Origin of the sequence: Furfurilactobacillus cerevisiae (assembly GCF_048961765.1) — a bacterium.
Lineage (GTDB): Bacteria > Bacillota > Bacilli > Lactobacillales > Lactobacillaceae > Furfurilactobacillus > Furfurilactobacillus milii_A.
On record NZ_CP185253.1, the window covers coordinates 887056 to 908030 of the forward strand.

A 20975-nucleotide genomic window follows, 5' to 3' on the forward strand; every position below is an offset into this window, starting at 1 on the left:
AGATAAAGATGGAAATTTTTGATTCACACACTCATTTGAATGACGATACCTTTTATGAGGAAGCCGCATCATATAATCAACACGCCGCGGATGCCCATGTTACACGGATCATGAACGTAGGATCTGACGCCAAACTGAATGAACGCGGGATTGAGCTGGCGCACCGTTATTCAAATATGTGGGCCGCAGTTGGCTGGCATCCGGAAGAGGTTGCGACGTATAACGATGCGGTTGAGGAGACCATGATTGGTCAACTGCAGGATAGTCGGGTGATGGCACTCGGCGAAATTGGTTTAGATTATCATGTGGATAATCTAGATGCTGTCGTGGGCGATCAAAAACGCATTTTTGCTCGCCAGGTTGATATTGCTAAATCGTTAGGGAAGCCAGTTATCATCCACAATCGTGATGCGTTTGCGGATACGTACGCCATTTTAAAAGCGGCAGATATTCGTGACATCGGTGGGGTGATGCACAGCTTTAACGGTGATCCGGAGTGGCTCAAACGCTTTTTGGATCTTGGTATGGTCGTGTCTTACTCTGGTGTTGCCAGTTTTAAAAACGCGCATGAGGTTCATGATTCTGTTAAACAAACGCCGTTAGATCGAATGTTGGTGGAAACCGATGCTCCATACCTGACGCCAGAACCACATCGCGGCGAGCAGAATGAACCGGCTAATGTAGCTTTCACGGTACAGGCCATTGCTAAACTGCGTGAACAGACAGAACTAGAGATTGCGGATGCGACGTTTGCTAACGCGAACCAATTCTTTGGGATTGAAGATTAATGGACAAATTAAAAGAAGTGCTGGTTGTTGAGGGCAAGGATGATACCAAACGCATTCAGCAGGCTGTAAATGCCGATACGTTTGAGACGAATGGGTCAGCACTCAACAAAACGAAACTGGCTCAAATTAAACAATTGCAGGCGACGCGTGGTGTTATTGTGTTGACTGATCCTGATTTCAATGGCGAGCGGCTGCGTAAACTAATTAGTGCAGCGGTGCCAGATGCTAAGCATGCGTTTATTACGCGCAAGCAAGGCGTACCGGAGAATGCGGGCGGTAGTTTGGGTGTCGAACACGCTGACCCTGCCGTCATTAAAGCAGCTTTGCAACATTTGTCTGTCGGTTCGTTAGACGATAAGCCGCTGATCTTTCAGCAAGATTTGTTAGCAGCTGGCTTAATTGGTCAAGCGGATTCGCGGCAACGTCGGGAAAAACTCGGTGAGGCGCTGAATTTGGGCTACGTCAACGGCAAGCAGTTGCTTAAACGACTTCAACTTTTTCAAGTAAGCCGTGAAGATTTTGAAAAGGCAGTTCAACAATTAGATTAGTAATGTTGAAAAATCACATTGTTGAGTGCCACACGTTAAAAATATTGAAGTGTTCAAGGAGACTAGATGACTGAATCAAAACGGGCCGACCGCCCCGATATTGCTAATCCCGTTCGTACGCGGGCAATTATGAATACGTATGGGATCGCAGTAAAGAAGAGTTTAGGTCAAAACTTCCTGTCAGACGTTAATATTTTGCACAACATTGTGAGTGCAGCTGACATCACAGATGACGATGATGTCATCGAAGTTGGACCTGGGATCGGTGCACTGACAGAGCAATTAGCCCGGTCTGCCAAGCGCGTGCTGGCGTTTGAAATCGACCAGAATTTAATCCCCGTATTGGCGGAAACGTTGGCACCATACAATAATGTTGATGTGGTTAATGCTGATATCTTAAAAGTAGATTTGACTAAAGAAATTGCCGAACATCTGCCGGATGCCAAGACTGTTAAAGTGGTGGCTAACTTGCCTTATTACATCACGACCCCCATTTTAATGGGACTCGTGAGTGCACCAATCGACTTTGCCGCGATTGTCGTCATGATGCAAAAGGAAGTGGCGGAACGATTGAGTGCTGAGCCTGGAACTAAAGCGTATGGCGCGCTAACGCTAGCGGTTCAATATAAGATGCAAGCACGTCTGGCATTCACCGTCTCAAGGACGGCGTTCATTCCCCAGCCAAATGTGGATTCTGCCATCGTTACGTTAACGCCACGCGAACCGCTTGTTGAAAAACCATTCAGCGATGATGCGTTGTTTCGGTTGATTCGTGGCTGTTTTGCTCACCGTCGCAAGAGTCTTTGGAACAACTTACAAAGTATCTTCGGCAAGGCACCAGCTACAAAAGTTGAACTGCAGGCGAGTTTGGACGAAATGGCATTGGCCCAGTCCATTCGTGCCGAAAGGTTATCATTAGAGCGGTTCATCGCGTTAACAAACGTTTTACACACGCACAATCTGTTTTAACTGCTTGAGAGATGTACGGAGTTTCCTCATTGGAACAATTGCAAAAAGTACTTGACCATGATATACTGTTATGCATGTGAGGTGAATTGCATGCCAGTAACATTACAAAGTATCAAGGCTAAACTGGACGCTAAATTGGGTCAAAAGTTGATGGTTGTAGCTCAGGCAGGTCGCAAAAAGGTGACTAAGCGCCGCGGCACACTTAAGGAAACGTATCCGGCTGTTTTTGTGGTTGACCTCGACCAAGAGGAGAACTCATTTGAACGAGTCTCTTACAGTTACACTGATGTGTTAACTAAAAATATTGAAATTGCGTTCGACGAAGAATAATCGTCAGCTTAATTTTACGAATGGAGCTCATTTCCTGTGTGGAAATTGGGGCTTTTTTTGTTTGGTTTATCATTTAATCTACAACTTAGACGTGGCGGGTAGTCCGGTTGTCAACATTGATACGCTCGCCGTGGGACCGGTTCAAGCCGGAAGGATACCGTCTCTCACCTCGCCGTCAAGCCTCGTGGGAATCCGAGTCTTGACGACCGTCCGTGGTGTAAATTCGAGAGGAGCTTTCGAATTAACACCACCTTCACGGCTCGGTATCAATGTTGACGCCCTCCCATCTCGAGTATAAGATCACTTGCTAACGTAAATCACACGAAATGATACGACTACGACTGTAGATAGATTTAAGTTGACAGGTGACATTTTATATTTGATGAAACGCAAAAGATGGCTCACTTGTAGAAAATCACATCGTGCTCCAATTTCTCCAATGACGTGTACTTATCATTCAACAATAATGTGAGCTGAAGGGAGTGCGCGTTGAAATCGCCAGTGAAGGTGAGAGACTCCGAACTTTGGAGGCTTGAACGGTCCCCACAGGCGAATTTCAAAAGCGAACGACCGTAAGCGGCAGGACATCGCTAGATAATACCTTTTATAAGTGCCGTCAGTGGATTTTACCGCGAGCTGGTGGCGATTATGGGGGGACTGTAATATACTTACGTTATATATTTCGTGGTAGCGGAGGTGATTTTACGGAGACACTGGAAAAGGCGCCGGCCAAGCTTAATTTGAGCCTCGATACACCCTTTCATCACCATGATGGCAGTGAAGAATGGGATATGGTTTTAACGTCCGTTGATTTGGCGGATTATGTCGCCGTCAAAACACTGGGCCGCAATGGTCGCATTAAAGTCACCACAGATAGTGGCTTTTTACCAAATGACCATCGTAATCTTGCTTATCAGGCTGCTCACTTATTGGCGACCACATATGGTCGTAAAGAGGCGATGAACATCCATATTGAAAAGCATATTCCGGTCGCAGCTGGAATGGGCGGTGGTTCGTCGGATGCAGCAGCGGTATTGCGAGCACTGAACCGACTATGGGAGCTCAATTTAGATCAGTCAACTTTGTGTCAATTAGGGTTACAGATTGATGCAGATGTGCCGTATTGCGTTTGCAGTCAAACGGCGCATGTGACGGGGCGCGGTGAGATCATCACGCAATTACCTAAACTGCCCCCGATGTGGGTGGTGATCGCTAAACCCAAAATCAGCGTGTCAACACCATCGATTTTGCGGCGCATTAACTATGCCAAAGTTCAGCATGCGGATACGCACGCACTAGTCGCTGCGATTCAACGGGGCGACTATGATGAGATTTGTGATTCCGTGGAAAACGTATTAACGCCGATCACGTCACGGCTTTACCCAACGGTAAATCATCTTAAGGAGCAGATGGTTCGTTTTGGTGCAGATGTGGCCGAAATGAGTGGCACTGGTCCAACGGTGTTTGGCATCTGCCGTAAACAATCACGGGCTCAACACGTGGCTAACGGTTTGTCAGGTTTTTGTCGGGAAGTCCATGTCGTGCGTCCCGTTAGTTTGCACACCGATTTTGCGCAATCATCGGCATCCGTTTGAAGGTGCTTAAAGAAGAATCAGGTTTGGAGTGATTGAATGAATAAAAAAACGTTAATCAAACGGACTGCACTGGCCATTGCTACGAGTTACACGACTTTGATTGGTGCTGGTTACGCAGTTTATTTGCTCGCAACCGGTTGGTCTAACAAGCAAAAATTGGCTGGTCGACAGGCCTCGCTTGAGGCCAATACCGACATTGAAAATGAGTGGTTCAAGCATCAAGAACAGTCACCGTGGGCGATTAAAACAGCTGACGGACTAACTTTACGGGCAACATTTATGTCAAACGCCCACAATACCAATAAAGTAGCTATTTTAGCTCACGGGTTGCATCACTCACGCGAACAAATGATTCCGTACGCCCGGTTGTTCATGGACGCGGGATACAGTGTGTTAATGCCGGACGCACGTGCACATGGGCGTAGTGATGGTAATGTGATCGGTTTTGGTTAGTTGGATCGAAATGATTACCAGCAGTGGATCGACACTGTTATTGCTAACCAAGGTGAGCAAGTTAACATTGTGTTGATGGGCATTAGCATGGGTGCCACAACGGTGATGGCTACAAGTGGTCAAACGTTGCCGCATAACGTGCGCGCCATTGTTGAAGATAGCGGTTTTCGAAATGTTTTTCAGGAAGGTAAGTTTCGGTTGTGGCATAAGTATCATGTGCCTAGCAGCGTGTTGATGCCAATTGCTGATGACTTCGCCAAACGTCAGGCCGGCTATGCTTTTAAAGATGGTGATATTTTAGCTGAGGTGGCTAAAAATCATTTACCAATTTTGATGTTTCATGGTGCTAAAGATCAAACGGTGCCGGTTGGGGACGCATACGAGCTGTATGCACGGGCAAATGAACCTAAGCAACTGATTATTGACGATGAGGCTGCGCATATCTCAAGTATTCGAACGCAACCGAGCAAATATCGTCAAACGCTAACTGATTTTTTAAATCGTTATGTGAAATAAAATGTGTGACTAAAAAGGGCCGCTAGAACAAGTGTTATTTGTTCTAGCGGCCCTTTTTGGGGGGAATGAAATTGAAAAGACGACTACAAATCACGAAACTGAGCGAGCAATGCCTCATCAGCAGCTTGACGTTGCGCCGCCGTAATCCGTTTGGTCGCTACCTGATTGGGGTCAATCAGACCGTGAGTAGAAAGCTTTAAGACGCGAGTCGCGACGTGTGTCACAAATGTTTCATCATGTGAGACAAATAAAACGGTGCCAGGGTACGTGGTTAAAAATTGTTCGAGTGCTGTGAGCGTTGGTAAATCAAGGTAGTTCGTTGGCTCGTCAAGGATAAGCACATTGGCGTCGCTGAGCAGAACTTTAACCAGTGAAACCTTAACACGTTGGCCGCCGCTAAGGTTTTGGGCAGGGATATCTAAGGCAGTCGCTTTAAAACCAAATTCAGCCAAGACTGTGCGGACAATAGCGTTGTCCTGACGCGTATGTTCAGTCACGTTTTGCCAAATGGTAGTGGTTAGATTCAACCGGCTCATATTCTGAGCAAAGTAACCAAATTTAACTGCAGGATTGACGCTGATGGACTGATTTTGATTGGCTAAAACGGCGCGAAGCAGTGTCGTTTTACCGACCTGGTTGGGCCCGGTGATGGCGACACGGTCACCAGTGTGGAGGACGAAGTTGACATCGTTTGCCAACGTTCGGTCGCCTGCCTCCAAGGCCAGATGCTGAATATTGATCGGTGTATGCCGGCCTAGAGTGGCGAACTGTTCCGCCCGTAAGGTAACTGAGGGCTGCTCAGTGGGTTTGGCAACTGGTGTCAGATGTTCAGCGTGATCCTTCATAACACGCGCTGCTTTGGTCATTTTGCCTTGATTACGGCGTAGTGAGCTTTTCATATCCTGGAGCTCGTTACGACTATGATTGTGGGGATTGGGCTTTGTTGTTTTGGCAGCCCGTTCAGTGCGTTTGATAGCGGCGACTTCCAGCTTATGCTTTTGTTGCTGGTAGTTTCGGAATGCAGCTGCCTGATTATTGCGTTGGGCCGTTTCATTAGCCGTAAAGGCATCATAATTACCGGCAAACGTTGTCAGGGTATGATCAGCGAGCGACCAAGTTGTTGTCGTGACAGCATTGAGTAACGTTCGATCATGCGAAATCAGTAGCAAGGTGCCTTTAAATCGGTTGAGCTGGTTAATTAACCACTGCTGGTTTGTCTCGTCTAAATTAGCGCTGGGCTCATCCAAAATTAACCATTCGGGTTGTTGACGTAAAGCTGTTAAGATAGCGTTTTTAACCTGTTCACCACCACTTTGCGTGGAAATATCATGCAATTGGTGGACGACAACAGGCGTCGTTTGGCGATCAACGATACCAGCATCAGGGGTCAGCGAGCCAGTCAGAATATCAATCAGCGTTGTTTTGCCAGCACCATTAGCGCCGATTAGACCGATGCGGTCACCAGGATTAATGACGAGTTGCTCAATATTAAATAATTGTTGTTGATGCCGTGTTATGGCAATATTTTGTGCTTGAATAACAAACATGAAATCACTCCTTACAAGTTAACTAGATAGGTGTTAAGCGAGAAGAAAATATTTCATTTTATAACCTCCCCAGAACGTGCCAAGACAGTCCAGACATGCGGGGAAGCGCACAAAAAAAGAGTCCACCCCCGCAACATGTAACTGCTGGCACTGAATGAATTCACAACTATCTATTGAAGTGTCTTCGCAGAGGGCAAACGAGACCAATTCCTGTTGTCTTCTGGATATTCGTAGATAAAATTATGAGTTCACTTAGTTCCAAAACAGTTATTAGTTGCGCATCGGCGGATCTCCTTAAAAATTTTAGTATTGGTAAATCATTTCGATAATAATGTAACGGTTTTTGGAGCGGCTGTCAAGAAAGAATGCCTTTAGCGTTGGGTTTCAGGATACATAATGTCGAGAAATACTAAGTTTTGTTCAGTTATTTTGATCTCCAAAAGTTCTTATCATATGTGGATATGGATGCTTAAGGTTAATTTTGTGCTCTTAAGAAGAGGTTACGTTCTGAAGTTTACCGATTGCAATTTTTTTGGAGTTTCGGTACACTATTAAACGGTAATCATTACTTTTTACATATTGATTGCAGAAAGGACATTCTTTTGCGACAACATAAACGTGGCTTACATATTTTCAGTATTATAGCATTACTCTTAATCGCATTGACTGTTAGCTTAGTAGTGGATCAACGAAGAATGATTGCGCGAGCTAAACCGACCTCAAAAATTCGCGTGGTAAGTTCACTGGATTTCTACGCTCAGGCCGCCAGCGCAGTGCTGGGGCAATATGGTCAGGTGACGGCTGTTATTAACAGCCCTAGCATTGACGCGGAAAGCTTTGAGCCAACGACGCACACAGCAAAGCAGGTTGCTAAGGCTGATGTGATCATTGAAAATGGTTTGGGTTATGATGACTGGTTGGGAAAAGTTGTGGCAGCGAATGGCCAGGAGAAGCGCACCATTAATGTTGGGACAGATTTGATGCACCGACAGGTTGGCGAGAATCCTCACATTTGGTACAATCCGCAGACGATGCCACGCTTAGTTGCACAGATGGTAACACGCTTTTCGCGTTTGCAACCTGAGCATAAAGCGACTTTTAAACGGAATGCCGACCGTTACCTCGAGACACTGTCATCGTGGAAAAAGACGATTAAACAGCTAAAGCGGACAGGTCATCATCAAGCGGTCGCTGTTAGTGAGCCGGTGTTCAATGACACATTATCGGCAGTAAATTTAAAAGTCACTGATAATCATTTTGCCCGTGCTGTTGAAGAGGGAACCGATCCATCGCCAGCAGACATTGCCAAACTAACGCGTGATTTTAAACAACACAGGGTTGCCTTATGGGTTGTGAACACGCAGAATTCACAGCCAATTGTGAACTCAATGACCAAACAAGCGCGTCGCTACCACATTCCAGTGGTTCAAGTGACGGAAACGTTGCCGTCCAATCAGTCGTACGCACACTGGATGACCAATGAATTGAACCAAGTCAAAACTGCGTTAGAGGAGGACAATCAGCATGGCAAGTAATGAGACGCATCAAAAGATTGATCCCAATGATCAACCTGACAGCCAACTAACCGAAGATACCATTATGACCGTGGATAAACTGGGGATGAAGTTTGGTCAAAAAACGGTGTTTCAAGGACTCACGTTCACGTTAAAGCGTGGCGAATTCCTTAGCGTACTTGGCGAAAATGGGATTGGTAAAACAACCCTTATACGAATTTTACTCCAACAACTGCGGCCCACGGCTGGCGAAGTTTCGTTTTTGCCGAGTCGCTCCCAGGTAACGATCGGTTACGTTCCGCAATTTAGAAACGTTGATACCGAGTATCCGTTAACCGTGAAAGATTTTGTGGGTTTGGCACTACATGATCACTTAACGCCATGGTGGTCTAAACACGAAAAGCAACGCTTGAATCAAGTGTTGCACGAAACAGATTTGACGCGAATCGCGCACACACCGCTTGGCCGTGTTTCTGGTGGTGAGTTACAGAAAGCTTATTTGGCTCAAGCTTTGATTCGACTGCCACAGTTGTTGATTTTGGATGAATCGACTGCCAGTTTGGATAACAACATGAAGTTTGAATTGCTGGACTTGGTTAAACAATATCAGCAGCAAACACAGGCAGCAGTCATCTTCGTAACGCACGATTTGCCATTAACAAAGAAGTATTCTACCAACTTTTTGTTAATGCAGCCGGGCCCGTATCAACTGGGCACGATTGACGAATTGAACGAAACGGTACTGGAGGCGGCTCATGCTTAATTATCCATTTATGCAAAATGCCTTTGCGGCGGGCACATTAATCGCAATTGTCAGCGGTATCGTTGGGGTCTTTGTGGTCGCTCGAAACATGTCTTTTTTAACACATACATTATCTGAAATTGGTTTCGCTGGGGCAGCTTTCGGATTGTTTGTGGGCTGGACACCATTGGCGGGGATGCTATTATTTACCAGCGTCAGTTCTGTCGCCGTTGGTCAATTAAGTAGTAAGGCATCCCGTCGTGAGGCGGCGATTACCTCGATTTCAGCGTTGGCGATTGGGCTGGGAATTTTGTTCTTGTCGCTATCAAACCAAAATGCCAGTTCAGCTACAAATATTTTGTTTGGCTCGGTCATTGGGATCAGCCGGACATCTGTACTGCAAGTTGCTATTTTAGCCTTGGCAGTGATTGTGGTAATTATGGCGGTGTACCGAAGTTTGAAGTTTGATTCGTTTGACGCTGTCGGAGCGCGGGTTGCCGGTATTCATGGCACCACACTGGCCATCATCTTTCTGGTTGCATTAGCATTTTCAGTCAGTGTGGCCGCTCAAATCGTGGGCTCCCTGTTAATCTTTATCTTGCTTACGTTACCTGCTTCTGCGGCAAAATATTTTGCACACGGTGTTGGCAGCATGATTGGCCTAGCCATTCTATTTGCTTTGATTGGTGTGTGGCTCGGTTTGGCGCTGAGCTACTGGACAAACTGGCCGGTCTCTTTCTTCATTGCCGTCATTGAAGTTCTGTTTTACTTTATTGGTCTGATTTTTAATCGCTTCACAGCACGAAATTAAAGTGGTATGAGAACGGCGTCGGAAACGACGCTTTTTTTGTGAGAAGCGCCCAGTAATTACGAACGTTGTGCTATTATTAACCAAGGAAAGAACGCTTTTTGTCGTTCATTGTGAAATTAAAAATGAGTTGAGGTAGCTAAACGTGAAAGTTAGACGATCAGATCGATTGATTGACATGACGCGCTTCTTATTGGAACGACCACGGACACTGGTTTCGTTGTCCTTTTTTGCTGAGCGTTACGAGTCAGCCAAGTCATCGATTAGTGAAGATTTAACCATTTTAAAACGAACCTTTCAGGAACGTGGAACCGGTTTGTTAGAAACTCTGCCCGGTGCTGCGGGTGGTGCTCGGTTCATTCCGTATATCCTGAAGGAAGATGCTTCTGAATACATCGATTATTTATGTAAAGAAGTTTCGGACTCCCATCGGGTAATGCCTGGTGGCTATGTTTACTTATCTGATTTATTAGGCAAACCAGAAGTCCTTCGCCAGATCGGTCGTTTGATTGCGACTCAATATATGAACCAAACCATCGATATGGTATTGACGGTTTCTGTGAAGGGGATTCCGATAGCTCAGGCCGTCGCAGAACAATTGAACGTGCCGTTTGTCATTGCTCGTCAAGATGGGGCCATCACGGATGGCGCCACGGTCAGTGTGAACTATGTGTCTGGCTCATCAACGGCCATCGAAAAAATGCAGATTTCCAAACGTGCTCTGCCAGCTGGTTCACGAGTATTGATTGTGGATGACTTTGTTAAAGGCGGCGGTACCATTTCTGGTCTTGCTAGCTTAGTTCGTGAACTGGATTGTGAGGTTGCTGGGATCACCGTGTTTGGTGAAGGCCGCTTTAATGGCGAACGTCAATCTGAAAACTTTACATCATTACTGCATGTTGAAACATTACAAAGTGAATCGGAACCAATTCGGGCCACACCGGGGAACTATATGCACCGTGTGTTTGGCAATGAAAGGTAGGTAAGTTTTTCAATGAGTTCGAGAAATACCATTATTCTTGCGGCTGGTAAAGGAACCCGCATGAAATCGAAGCTATACAAGGTTTTACACCGGGTTTGTGGTAAAACAATGGTCGATCACGTGTTGACTCAGGTTGAATCGACTAACATGGATCGGATCGTGACGATTGTTGGCTATGGAGCAGATGACGTTCGCAAACAATTGGGTGACCGCACGCAATACGCAATGCAAAAAGAACAATTGGGTACAGGTCATGCCGTATTACAAACGGCACCATTACTAGGCGACGTTGATGGTGTCACACTGATTGTCAGTGGTGATACACCGTTGTTTCGGGCTGAAACACTTCAAAAACTGTTTGATTACCACGAAGCAAAGGGCGATGTCGGCACAATTCTGACATCGATTGCGCCCAACCCGACCGGTTACGGCCGGATTATCCGAAATGATATTGGGCTCGTAGAAAAGATTGTGGAACAAAAGGACGCTACATCAGAAGAACAGGCTGTTAAGGAAATTAATACTGGTGTGTATGTTTTTGACAACAAGGCCTTATTTAATGCACTTCACCAAGTTAAAAACGACAATGCACAAGGTGAGTATTACCTAACTGATGTCATCGAGATTTTAAAGGCAGCTGGTCAACGGGTCGGCGCTTACCGCATGAGTGATTTCAGTGAATCAATGGGTGTTAATGACCGCAAAGCTTTGGCAACCGCGACAAAAGTTATGCAACGCCGCATCAATGACGAACATATGGCAAATGGTGTGACCTTTATCGATCCAGATCACACGTATGTCGATGTGGACGTTAAGATTGGTGCTGACACTATTATTGAACCGAATGTTCAGTTAAAGGGGCACACGGTCATTGGCGAGGATTGTATGATTGGCGCCAATTCCGAAATTCGTAATAGTGTGATTCACGATGGTGTCACGGTTACCTCCTCATTCATTGAAGATAGTGACATGGCTGATGGCTCTGATATTGGCCCAATGAGTCACTTGCGTCCAGATGCTCGTATTGGTGAAAACGTTCACCTGGGCAACTTTGTTGAGATTAAGAAAGCGACTATTGGTGCACGGACTAAAGTGGGTCACTTGACCTATGTCGGGAATGCTCAATTAGGAACGGATATTAATGTCGGCTGTGGCGTTGTGTTTGTTAACTACGATGGTGTTGGCAAACATGAATCTATTGTGGGTGACCACAGCTTCATTGGCAGTAATTCCAATTTGGTTGCACCGTTAAACGTCGCAGATCATTCATTCATTGCCGCTGGTTCAACGATTACAAAGGATGTTGCCCGGCATGACATGGCAATCGCCCGTGAACGTCAAACTAACAAGCCGGGTTACTGGTCAAAATTACCGCATAAACCGGAAGACAAATAGTGCGGATAGTTGCGTCAAAGTCAGTTAATGAGTACCATTAAGCTATAACAAATGAGTATGAAAAAATTTAATTATCCTTTGTGGAGGGAACATGTCAACTCAATATTTTGACCCCAAACTGAAGATTTTTGCCCTGAATTCAAACCGACCATTGGCAGAAAAAATTGCTAATGAAGTTGGTGTTGAATTAGGTAAAACTTCTGTGGATCGTTTCAGTGATGGTGAAATTCGCATTAATATCGAAGAAAGTGTGCGTGGGGACAACGTTTATTTGATTCAGTCCACATCAGCGCCCGTTAACGATAATTTGATGGAATTGTTGATTATGATTGATGCGCTACGTCGTGCCAGTGCTAATACAATCAATTTGGTTGTTCCTTACTATGGTTACGCTCGTCAGGATCGCAAGGCCCGTTCACGTGAACCTATCACCGCTAAGTTGGTCGCAGATATGCTTGAAAAAGCTGGTGCGACTCGGTTACTGGCATTGGATCTGCACGCTGCTCAAATTCAGGGATTCTTTGATATTCCAGTTGACCACATGATGGCAGCACCATTGTTAGCTGACTATTTCATTACGAATCACATTGCTGAACATGCAGTGGTGGTTTCGCCAGATCATGGTGGGGTGACGCGTGCGCGTGCCTTGGCAGAGTTCCTTAAAGCACCGATTGCAATCATTGACAAACGTCGCCCTCGTGCCAACGTGGCTGAAATCATGAACATTATCGGTGATGTTAAGGGTAAAAAATGTATCATGATTGATGACATGATTGATACGGCCGGCACGATTACTTTGGGCGCCAAGGCATTGATGGATGCGGGTGCAGAAGAAGTTTACGCTTGTTGTTCACACGCTGTGTTGTCTGGCCCAGCGGTTGACCGTTTGAAAGCATCACCATTCAAACAAGTGGTTGTGACCGACTCAATTAACTTGCCAGAAGAGAAACATTTCGACAAGTTAGTGCAAGTGTCCATTGCACCACTGGTTGGGGATGCAATTCGCCGGATTAATGAAAACAAGGCTGTTAGCCCGTTGTTCCGGACTCGTTTTCACCGGGATGGGCGTAACAACTGATTTTCGATTAGACAAATTAATTTAGTTAGCTTCGAATAAATGAGAGCAAGATGTAACAGAACTGGCTTGCTCAGCTAAAAAACGACGTTCATGGTCTTTTTCCATGAACGTCGTTTTGTGTCGGACGGGTGAAAGACTGCGTTCTGGATCGCAGTTGCGGCACTTTTACTAAACGTTAAATTGGCTTTTTATGTTCCAATCCCATCATTTCACCGTCTATATCATAAAATGTTGAAGTTATTAAGCTTTTCTTTCGATATGTAACAATAATGACATAATCACGTAATTTTTGTTACAAGTGATATAATTTAAGTATCAAAAGGCACAGGAGATTTGAAACGTGTCAGAGCGGGGGTACATAAAATGAGCATTCAAACATTTAAGAAAATGATGACAGGTAGTGTAATTTTGGTCAGTACGGTTCTGTTGACTGCTTGTGCAAGTACTTCTGCGACGACAGTCAGCGAGGGGCATCATTCAGATAGTGTTCGTAGCAGTCGTAAGAGCGACGTAAAGGTTCCTACACGGACGTCGAATGTTACAACGGTCGCACCTGCTACAACCAGTTTTTCTAGTGATCAGTCTTCATTAGCCGTAACGGGGACAAGTTCATCCGCTTCCGAGACTAGTGCTGTTTCTGATTCGGACACGACATCATCTAATGTAAGCACCGCATCGACGAGTTCGGCGCAGACTAGTAGCGTTCAAAGTAGTGTAGTACCAAGTAGTTCTGTTCAAGAAAATTCAATTCAGGGTAGCTCAGTTCAAAGCGGTTCCGTTCAGAGCAGCTCTGTTAAGGGTAACGCAACTCAAACCAGTTTGAGCAAAGTTGCTTCAGGCACTGTTGCTACGAGCGGTCAACAAGACAGCAGTCGTGTAGCTAATAGCCAACAAGTTAGTCAAGTTACCGGCAATGCAAACGGGCAGAGTAGCGTTTCTCCGGTATCGAAGACAAGCGGTGAAACAACGCAACAGCCCGTATCGAACAGTAACAGTACGACGAAGGGTAGCGTCACAACTGCGACCTCCGCGAATGGGGTTCTGTCGAACTTTAGAAGCCAGATGGGTTACAACGAGACAAATGGCAGTCGTCAATACACCGTTATTAACAACGGGAATGGCACTTACCAAATCGACGTTCGGACCCAAGCTCCTGATGCAAACATCAGCAATCTGGCCGGTGTTTACACTTACACACCAGCAAACAAAGAAGTAACAACCGTCTTTTCTGGGGCTGATGCTGGCAATGGTGGGGCTAACACGGTTAACACACCAACAACTGACAACAGTACTTCAACGACGCAGTCAAACCATTAGTGATTGGCTAAAATATAATTTGGACTTTAATACCGCAGATATTTGCGGTATTTTTAGTTACAACGGAATTTATCACAAAGATTAGTTTGGAGAAAAAAGGATGCGACAAAAACAACGACCTGCCGCCTGGTCAGCGATTGGCTTAATCGTCTGTGTCATTATTGGTGGTATTGCATGGACCAATGGCGTTTCATTAGTTAAACTGTCTGATATATTTTTTATGATTGGGTTGGCGCTGATTGTTATTGGTGTGGTGATGCAATTGAGCCATGCGTGTCAAGGGCAGTTTAAAAATGTAGGTTTTCGGCAGAAAGAAATGTAGGTTTTCGGCAGTTACTTGAGGCCACGTAATCGGTAAGATTTACCAGTGATCTTCACTACGTGAACATGATGAACCAAGCGATCGAGAATGGCTGCTGTCACAGTTGGGTTCTGGAAAATATCAACCCAAGCGGATAGATCACTATTGCTGGTAATGATCGTTGAATGCTTTTCATAGCGGGCATTGACTAGCTGAAATAAGAGGTTAGCTTCTTGGTGACCAATTGGCAAATACCCAATTTCATCAATAATTAATAGGTCATAGCGCGAATAGCGGCTTAGAGATCGATCAAGCAGTCCTTTTTCGTAAGCTGCTCTCAATCTAATCAACAGCTCATGACAATTAATAAAGAGAACCCGACAGCCCTGTTTACAGGCCTCAATCCCAATACTAATTGCCAAGTGGGTTTTACCGACTCCCGGATTGCCAATAAAGATTAAGTTTTCAGACTTTTCCATAAAAGCCAGATTCTGGAATTCCAGAACCTCTTGGCGATTCATACTGGGTTGAAAGCTAAAATCAAATGTATCTAGGGATTTTGTATTGGGGAACCGAGCACGGCCAATGGCCCGTGCAATCTGACCTTCGTGTCGATTCTGGAGTTCCGAATTAGTTAAATCAATTAGCGCCTCAGTTAATGACAGATTATCAGTGTGAATTTGATCAAGGTAATTCGGCAAGTATTCACGGATTTTGTTTAACCCTAAGCGCTCAAGATTATTTAAAAGAATTTGATTATTAGTGGTCATGGTAGCCTCCTATAAGTTGTCGTAATCAGTCATATGTTCACGAATGTAAGCTGAAATGTCTTCATCTGTCCGCCCTTTAAGCAAATCAGATTTGAGGATATTGAACTGATCTTGGGGGTCATAATTCAGCGAATTGGTAGTTATGGAGTGCGTACGAATTTCTTCTCCGTTATAATAAATGTGAATGCGCTGCTCATCATTGGAGATTTCAACAGCAACCGTACAACCAATGTATCGCGGATCTACTGAGTACTTACATTTGCGGAAATTGATCATGGCCTCCTTCGAAACGACACGGGTAATGTTTTCTTCGAAGTATGGTTCAAGGAGATTAACTGGAACGCGATGAAGGTACTCTTTTTCTTCGTCTAACCATTTCAGGTACGGGACTTCGTCCGTGGCCTGCGAAGTTTCATGATTTAGATCATCTCGGAGCATATGAACTAGTTCGATTAGCTCAGTTCCATCAGCAAATTCAGTATTGTATGGCCGTAAACGTTCAACCGTGCGAGCAAGGGCTTCAACTGCACCTTTAGTTTGTGGTCTGAATGGTCGACAAGCAATTGGTGTGAAACCGGCATCTTTACAGAATTCGTGGAACCGTTCGTTAAAGACAGCGTGGCCAAACTGGGATTTTGTATGATCCACAACGGTTTTCATATTATCAAACCAGATTTCCGTCGGAATACCTCCGGTATGAAGGAAAGCGTCGTGTAAGCAAGAAAAGAGGGTATCTTGGCTCCGATCAAAGGTTAGTGTCATATATTTGAGTTTTGAATAAGGCAATACATACAAGAAAATATTGAATTTAAACAGCTCACCCTCGCTGCTCACTAGGGCCATTTCTTCTTTCCAGTCAACTTGAGCAGAGAGACCAGGGGAATGTTCAATCCGAATGGTAGCTTTCTTAACTCGTTCTCGGCGGGTTTGGCGACAATAATCTTTCACGAGGGTATAGCTGCCGGTAAAGCCCTTCTTCTGGATAAATTTAAAAATTGAAGCAGCCGAACAATTTAGTTCAAGCTTTGAATCGATGGTTTGCTTGAATGGATCCAGTAAACTTGGCCGTTTCGGTCGACCACTTGGTCGGCCCTTAAGTCCAGCTTTGACTTCCTCATAGGCTTTCTTAACGGTTCGATAATCAACATTATATTGCCGGGCAATCTCGGCGAAGTTAGGCTTAATATTTTCAGTCACGTAAATCGTCACTCCTTCTCTTAAATCACGTCTCACATCAAATTCCTCCTACACTCTGATGTGATTCATGATACAAAAAATGTAGGAAAACCAACAGTTCTAACCTGCCGTTTTCCTACATTTTACGGGTGCCTTTTACACCATGCGCATCTGTTTGCTGGATTTCGCAGACGCCGTAAGCAAACATATAAGGAAAAGGCAGATAAGAAACCTGAGCCTAAGATGAACACGCGTGATATTGCCGTTAAAAAGAACGAACCACTGCGTTTTTCAGATTGGAATCGGTGGCTCTGGATCGACGGTGCCATTCTCATTATCATCGCCGTTGTAGTCACGCTCTGAGCGCTCCACTGTAGCAATCTTTTCCAGTTGTCAACAGTGACACGCTCACCGTGGGACCGGTTCAAGCCCCCAAAGTTCGGAGTCTTTCACCTCGCCGCAAAGCCTCGTGAGGAGCCGAGTCTTTACGGACCGTCCGTAACCTAAATTCGAGAAGGCCACTCGAATTAACGTTACCTTCACGGCTCGGTATCACTGTTGACGCCTTCCAGATGATATTGTGGCAACTTTTTTTGACAGGACAGTGGCTTGACTGCGAGCCAAAGACTAATTGAGATAAGAACTAATTGTGAGAAGAGTGGAGCGGATCAGAAACAGAGTTTCGTGTCGGCAACATTTAGCGGCAGGAATTTGGCCGCTTAGTGTTGCGGGATGACTTATGAGACTTGTTTTTCGGCTCATAATCAAGGTTAAAGACTCTGGGTTTAGGATGCTGAGACTGATCCCACGGAACGGCGTTTCTGGTCCGCGTAACGGTACAAACATAACAAAACGCACTGCAATTTCTTAAAACAGGAATGCAGTGCGTTTTAGATTAAATTGGTCTGATTAATTTAGTGCGTATTTGTTGATCGCGGCGGCGACACCGTCTTCTTTGTTGGTCAGTGTGACAGCCTGGGCAGCTTCCTTAACTTCGTCGATGGCATTGCCCATTGCAACACCCCAACCAGCGGCCTTGATCATGGAAAGGTCGTTGCCTTGGTCGCCCAAAGCCATAACTTCATCCATTGAAAAGCCCAAATCACTTGCTAATCCAGTGATGGCATTGCCTTTAGAAGCTGCTTTGTTCATGGCTTCAAGAAAGTAGGGTTCACTACGGACAAAGTAAAAGTCTTGTTTGACATCGTCAGGCAGTTTTTCGACCGCGCTGCTGATAATCTTTGGGTCGTCGATGAACATTGCCTTAGATAATGTGATGTCAGTTGGCATTTCTTCAACGGCACGGTAGCGGATCGGCATTTTTACTAAGAAGGCTTCGCCGATAGTGTAAGGACTGATGTTTTTGTTAGCCGTATAAATGTGTGATTCGGTTTCTACGTGAAAGTGTGTTTCAAGCGTTTCACTTAGAGTTTGTAACTGACGGTACTGGTCGTAATTCAATGTGTGGCGAACGAGAATTTTGCCACTGATTGTTTGTGCTAATGCACCGTTAAAAGTAATGACGTACTGGTCATCACCACTGAGCCCAAGTTGGTCCAAGTAATCTTGAACACCCGTCAGTGGGCGACCAGTACATAGGACAACTTTGATACCGGCATCACGAGCTGCCTGAACGGCTGTAATTGTAGCTGGGTTCAGTGAACTCTTTTCATTTAGTAGCGTGCCATCAATGTCGATGGCAATCATTTTAATTGTCATGGGATTCTCCTTGAGGGTGAATAAGTTGATCATTATGAATGTAATTTTGAAATTCAATATAAATTGGGCTAAATAAATCATTTTCTGCGTCTTTGGTCAACATTTCCCGAGGGAAGAAGAAACGCTGATCACCCAATTCACGACCAGTAATGGCGGCAACTAACGGGCTCAGTGATGATAACTCAATGGTGGAGCCGTCACTTTTCATCAATTGAATTTCGGCAGCAGGTTTGCGAGTCTGGCGACTGTTTGCATTGTATGGCAGATCGTAACTGTCGTTTGTGGCAGTGTAATACTTGACGTTATAGCCGGCCGTTTCAATTTTGGCGCGTAGAATCGTCAGCAAATCTTCCGTTTCACTCGTATATTCCACAGATTTAAAGGGCCGGCGATTTAGGAAACGATTGGCTAAGTCCGACAACACGGCGTCGTCACTGTCAGCCCAGTGTAGGAAGTAAGTGTTAAGTACGCCATCATCTAATTTTAAGTAGTCAGCCAGCGTCCAATCGTGGTTAAAGAATGGTTCGAGCAGTAAGGGACGAAATCCGTCTTCACGAACGGGTTGGTTGTCATAACGGTCCTTAGCACGCAACAACAGGTGATCCAAAATGACTTCCATGGCACGGGAGACAGGGTGAAAGTATACTTGTTGATACATTTGAAAACGGCTGAGAATGTAATCTTCGACAGCGTGCATTCCGTCAATATCAAACGCAATCCCGTCTTTGTAGGGCCGCATCACGCGTAGTACACGAGTGAGGTCGAAACGACCGTAGTCAGCACCGGTATAGTAGGCGTCGCGTAACAGATAATCCATTCGATCTGCGTCCAATTGACTGGAAATGATTTGAACAACTTGCGGGTTAGGATACGTATGTTGAATGACGCTGGCAACTTGTTGTGGAAATTCTGGCGACACCCGTTTGAGCACTGCGTTGACCTCGGTAGTGGGGGAAGTTAGAATTTGTGCAGTAATTGCTTCGTGGTCCGTGTGAAAAATGTGTTCAAACGTATGTGAGTAAGCCCCGTGTCCAATATCGTGCAAGAGTGCCGCACATAGCGTAACGAGTCGCTCGTGGTCGTCCCACAGACCGTCTCCAGGTGTTTGCGACGGATAGTCGTGTTCAAAGTTATCACAGATTCGTCGCGCAATTTCGTATACGCCTAAGGAATGTCCAAAGCGACTGTGTTCTGCCCCGTGAAAAACCTCTTCGGTCACACCCAGTTGTTTGACACGTCGCAAACGCTGAAATTCTTTAGTGTCAATCAAATCCAAAATGACTTGGTAAGAAACGGCGATATAATTGTGAACGGGATCGCGGAATACTTTTTCACGTGGTAATAACTGATGACGATAATCCATTAAATCCTCCTTGAAATATGTGACGGATACGACTCACTTTTCCTATGACCGTGGTAGCAACCTTAAAAGCTAGGTTGATGCTGACTCAACCGTTTGGCTTCAAAATCTAGGTGAGCACCAAATTCTGGTTCTTGCATAAGCGTGGTCAAGTGCTGTTTAGCAAGATGTGTGCCACTTTGCTGTGCCGCGTCAATAAAGCGTTGACGGGCTGCTTCAATAGTTAACGATTGTGGCAACAAGTCGCCAACGTTCATCATGGTGCCAGGATCGACATCAGGGAAATCCCATTTATTTTCTTCGTGGCCCAACCCCACGGTGTAGAAATCGTGAATTAATTGAGCACGGGCATTTTGGTTACCATTCACGCTCAGATATAACATAATGACGGTGCCACCATTTCGGCGTCGTTGAGACATGCCGGCAATCTTATGCCCATTTACACTCAGGTCGTAGGTGCCTGGACAGTAGGAACGAGCGACTTCGCCAGCATCAATGGGGAGTTCAGGAAATGCCCGATCAACAAGTAACTTCATTTGTTCATACGCATCATCGACGCCTAGTTTGACCAAACTGGGTGGGAAAAAAAGGCTGATGTTGAGAACACCGGCGTCAGCTACCACAGCTAACCCACCGGAATTACGGATGAATCCGCTGTAACCATGATCTGTGAGCACTTTGTGAGCAGCAGACAAATGCGGCACATCAGCGTCGCGAAGCCCCATGATCACCGTGTTGTCGAGTAACCAGAAGTGGAGTAAGGGCTGATTTTCATGTTCAATAAGACTAAGTAGCGCATTCATGTTTGAAAATGTCGCTAAGCCGTCAGCTTGTTTGAAATGCTGCGACAGTAACATTGTTGTCGGCGCAAGAGCAAGTGCGTCAATCATGTAATCACCTGATTTCTTAACGTTTTGTGGATTGCAAACGAAATGAATGGGCTCATATTAGTGAGTCCGTTTGCTAATTTATTATCTATATCGATCTCATTTATAAGAATAGCTAAACGCAACTGCTTTCATTATACCGAATCGCGCTGGGGTCTGCATTATTGAAAGCCATTGAGC

Annotated in this window: 21 protein-coding genes; 15 read left to right on the forward strand and 6 right to left on the reverse strand. The window is 45.3% G+C overall.

The features are described from left to right. The first annotated feature begins 8 nt into the window (after window positions 1-8). The 7 genes from ABUE36_RS04170 (at window position 9) to ABUE36_RS04200 (ending at window position 5199) form a co-directional block, all read left to right on the forward strand. Complete coding sequence (locus ABUE36_RS04170) at window positions 9-788, forward strand: TatD family hydrolase (protein ID WP_161002299.1); 780 nt, start codon at window positions 9-11, stop codon at window positions 786-788. Beyond that, window positions 788-1336 (forward strand): ribonuclease M5, encoded by a 549-nt coding sequence (rnmV, locus tag ABUE36_RS04175; protein ID WP_161002300.1) that lies wholly within the window; start codon window positions 788-790, stop codon window positions 1334-1336. The genes ABUE36_RS04170 and rnmV overlap by 1 nt, the downstream gene beginning before the upstream one ends. Before the next feature lie 66 nt (window positions 1337-1402). Further along, window positions 1403-2305, forward strand: coding sequence for a 16S rRNA (adenine(1518)-N(6)/adenine(1519)-N(6))-dimethyltransferase RsmA (gene rsmA, locus ABUE36_RS04180; protein ID WP_161002301.1), 903 nt, complete (start codon window positions 1403-1405; stop codon window positions 2303-2305). Window positions 2306-2395: 90 nt separating this feature from the next. Then, complete coding sequence (locus ABUE36_RS04185; protein ID WP_017260524.1) at window positions 2396-2635, forward strand: Veg family protein; 240 nt, start codon at window positions 2396-2398, stop codon at window positions 2633-2635. Between the two features lie 677 nt (window positions 2636-3312). After that, the gene (gene ispE / locus ABUE36_RS04190) at window positions 3313-4230 is read left to right on the forward strand and encodes a 4-(cytidine 5'-diphospho)-2-C-methyl-D-erythritol kinase (protein ID WP_421017457.1); all 918 of its coding nucleotides are present in this window, start codon (window positions 3313-3315) and stop codon (window positions 4228-4230) included. 36 nt (window positions 4231-4266) lie between these two features. Continuing rightward, window positions 4267-4683: an alpha/beta hydrolase gene (locus ABUE36_RS04195; RefSeq protein WP_421017218.1), complete on the forward strand. Its 417-nt coding sequence runs from the start codon at window positions 4267-4269 to the stop codon at window positions 4681-4683. Continuing rightward, on the forward strand, window positions 4684-5199 hold the full coding sequence (locus tag ABUE36_RS04200) for an alpha/beta hydrolase (RefSeq protein ID WP_421017219.1): 516 nt from the start codon (window positions 4684-4686) through the stop codon (window positions 5197-5199). A gap of 83 nt (window positions 5200-5282) precedes the next feature. Here ABUE36_RS04200 and abc-f read toward each other — a convergent pair whose 3' ends face one another. Then, window positions 5283-6746 carry a ribosomal protection-like ABC-F family protein gene (gene abc-f / locus ABUE36_RS04205; protein ID WP_161002303.1) on the reverse strand — a complete coding sequence of 488 codons (1464 nt, stop codon included), beginning with the start codon at window positions 6744-6746 and terminating at the stop codon, window positions 5283-5285. A gap of 602 nt (window positions 6747-7348) precedes the next feature. On the opposite strand from abc-f, the gene ABUE36_RS04210 reads away from it, so the two are divergent. The 8 genes from ABUE36_RS04210 to ABUE36_RS04245 all read left to right on the forward strand — a co-directional run bounded on the left by ABUE36_RS04210 (window position 7349) and on the right by ABUE36_RS04245 (window position 14904). Beyond that, window positions 7349-8281, forward strand: a complete 933-nt coding sequence (locus tag ABUE36_RS04210) for a metal ABC transporter solute-binding protein, Zn/Mn family (protein WP_421017220.1) — start codon at window positions 7349-7351, stop codon at window positions 8279-8281. Then, on the forward strand, window positions 8271-9023 hold the full coding sequence (locus ABUE36_RS04215; RefSeq protein ID WP_421017221.1) for a metal ABC transporter ATP-binding protein: 753 nt from the start codon (window positions 8271-8273) through the stop codon (window positions 9021-9023). Before ABUE36_RS04210 ends, ABUE36_RS04215 begins: the two co-directional genes overlap by 11 nt. After that, entirely contained in the window at window positions 9016-9813 is a 798-nt protein-coding gene (locus ABUE36_RS04220; protein WP_161002305.1) for a metal ABC transporter permease, read from the forward strand. Before ABUE36_RS04215 ends, ABUE36_RS04220 begins: the two co-directional genes overlap by 8 nt. A gap of 142 nt (window positions 9814-9955) precedes the next feature. Further along, window positions 9956-10792: a pur operon repressor gene (gene purR, locus ABUE36_RS04225; RefSeq protein WP_017260517.1), complete on the forward strand. Its 837-nt coding sequence runs from the start codon at window positions 9956-9958 to the stop codon at window positions 10790-10792. A 12-nt stretch (window positions 10793-10804) separates the two neighbouring features. Beyond that, a complete protein-coding gene (glmU, locus tag ABUE36_RS04230) occupies window positions 10805-12187 on the forward strand; it encodes a bifunctional UDP-N-acetylglucosamine diphosphorylase/glucosamine-1-phosphate N-acetyltransferase GlmU (protein ID WP_421017222.1) in 1383 nt (460 codons plus the stop codon). A 91-nt stretch (window positions 12188-12278) separates the two neighbouring features. After that, window positions 12279-13265: a ribose-phosphate diphosphokinase gene (locus ABUE36_RS04235; protein ID WP_017260515.1), complete on the forward strand. Its 987-nt coding sequence runs from the start codon at window positions 12279-12281 to the stop codon at window positions 13263-13265. 363 nt (window positions 13266-13628) lie between these two features. Further along, on the forward strand, window positions 13629-14582 hold the full coding sequence (locus ABUE36_RS04240; protein WP_161002307.1) for a hypothetical protein: 954 nt from the start codon (window positions 13629-13631) through the stop codon (window positions 14580-14582). Window positions 14583-14682: 100 nt separating this feature from the next. Next, window positions 14683-14904 (forward strand): hypothetical protein, encoded by a 222-nt coding sequence (locus tag ABUE36_RS04245; RefSeq protein WP_421017223.1) that lies wholly within the window; start codon window positions 14683-14685, stop codon window positions 14902-14904. A gap of 11 nt (window positions 14905-14915) precedes the next feature. Here ABUE36_RS04245 and istB read toward each other — a convergent pair whose 3' ends face one another. The 5 genes from istB to ABUE36_RS04270 all read right to left on the reverse strand — a co-directional run bounded on the left by istB (window position 14916) and on the right by ABUE36_RS04270 (window position 20798). Continuing rightward, complete coding sequence (gene istB / locus ABUE36_RS04250) at window positions 14916-15653, reverse strand: IS21-like element helper ATPase IstB (protein WP_014386885.1); 738 nt, start codon at window positions 15651-15653, stop codon at window positions 14916-14918. 9 nt (window positions 15654-15662) lie between these two features. After that, window positions 15663-16886 carry an IS21 family transposase gene (gene istA / locus ABUE36_RS04255; protein WP_003555353.1) on the reverse strand — a complete coding sequence of 408 codons (1224 nt, stop codon included), beginning with the start codon at window positions 16884-16886 and terminating at the stop codon, window positions 15663-15665. A gap of 852 nt (window positions 16887-17738) precedes the next feature. Then, a complete protein-coding gene (gene yidA, locus ABUE36_RS04260; RefSeq protein ID WP_421017224.1) occupies window positions 17739-18548 on the reverse strand; it encodes a sugar-phosphatase in 810 nt (269 codons plus the stop codon). Continuing rightward, window positions 18538-19911 carry an HD domain-containing protein gene (locus ABUE36_RS04265; RefSeq protein WP_017260511.1) on the reverse strand — a complete coding sequence of 458 codons (1374 nt, stop codon included), beginning with the start codon at window positions 19909-19911 and terminating at the stop codon, window positions 18538-18540. The genes yidA and ABUE36_RS04265 overlap by 11 nt, the downstream gene beginning before the upstream one ends. Window positions 19912-19973: 62 nt before the next feature. Continuing rightward, window positions 19974-20798, reverse strand: coding sequence for a lipoate--protein ligase family protein (locus tag ABUE36_RS04270; protein ID WP_421017225.1), 825 nt, complete (start codon window positions 20796-20798; stop codon window positions 19974-19976). Between the last annotated feature and the right edge of the window lie 177 nt (window positions 20799-20975).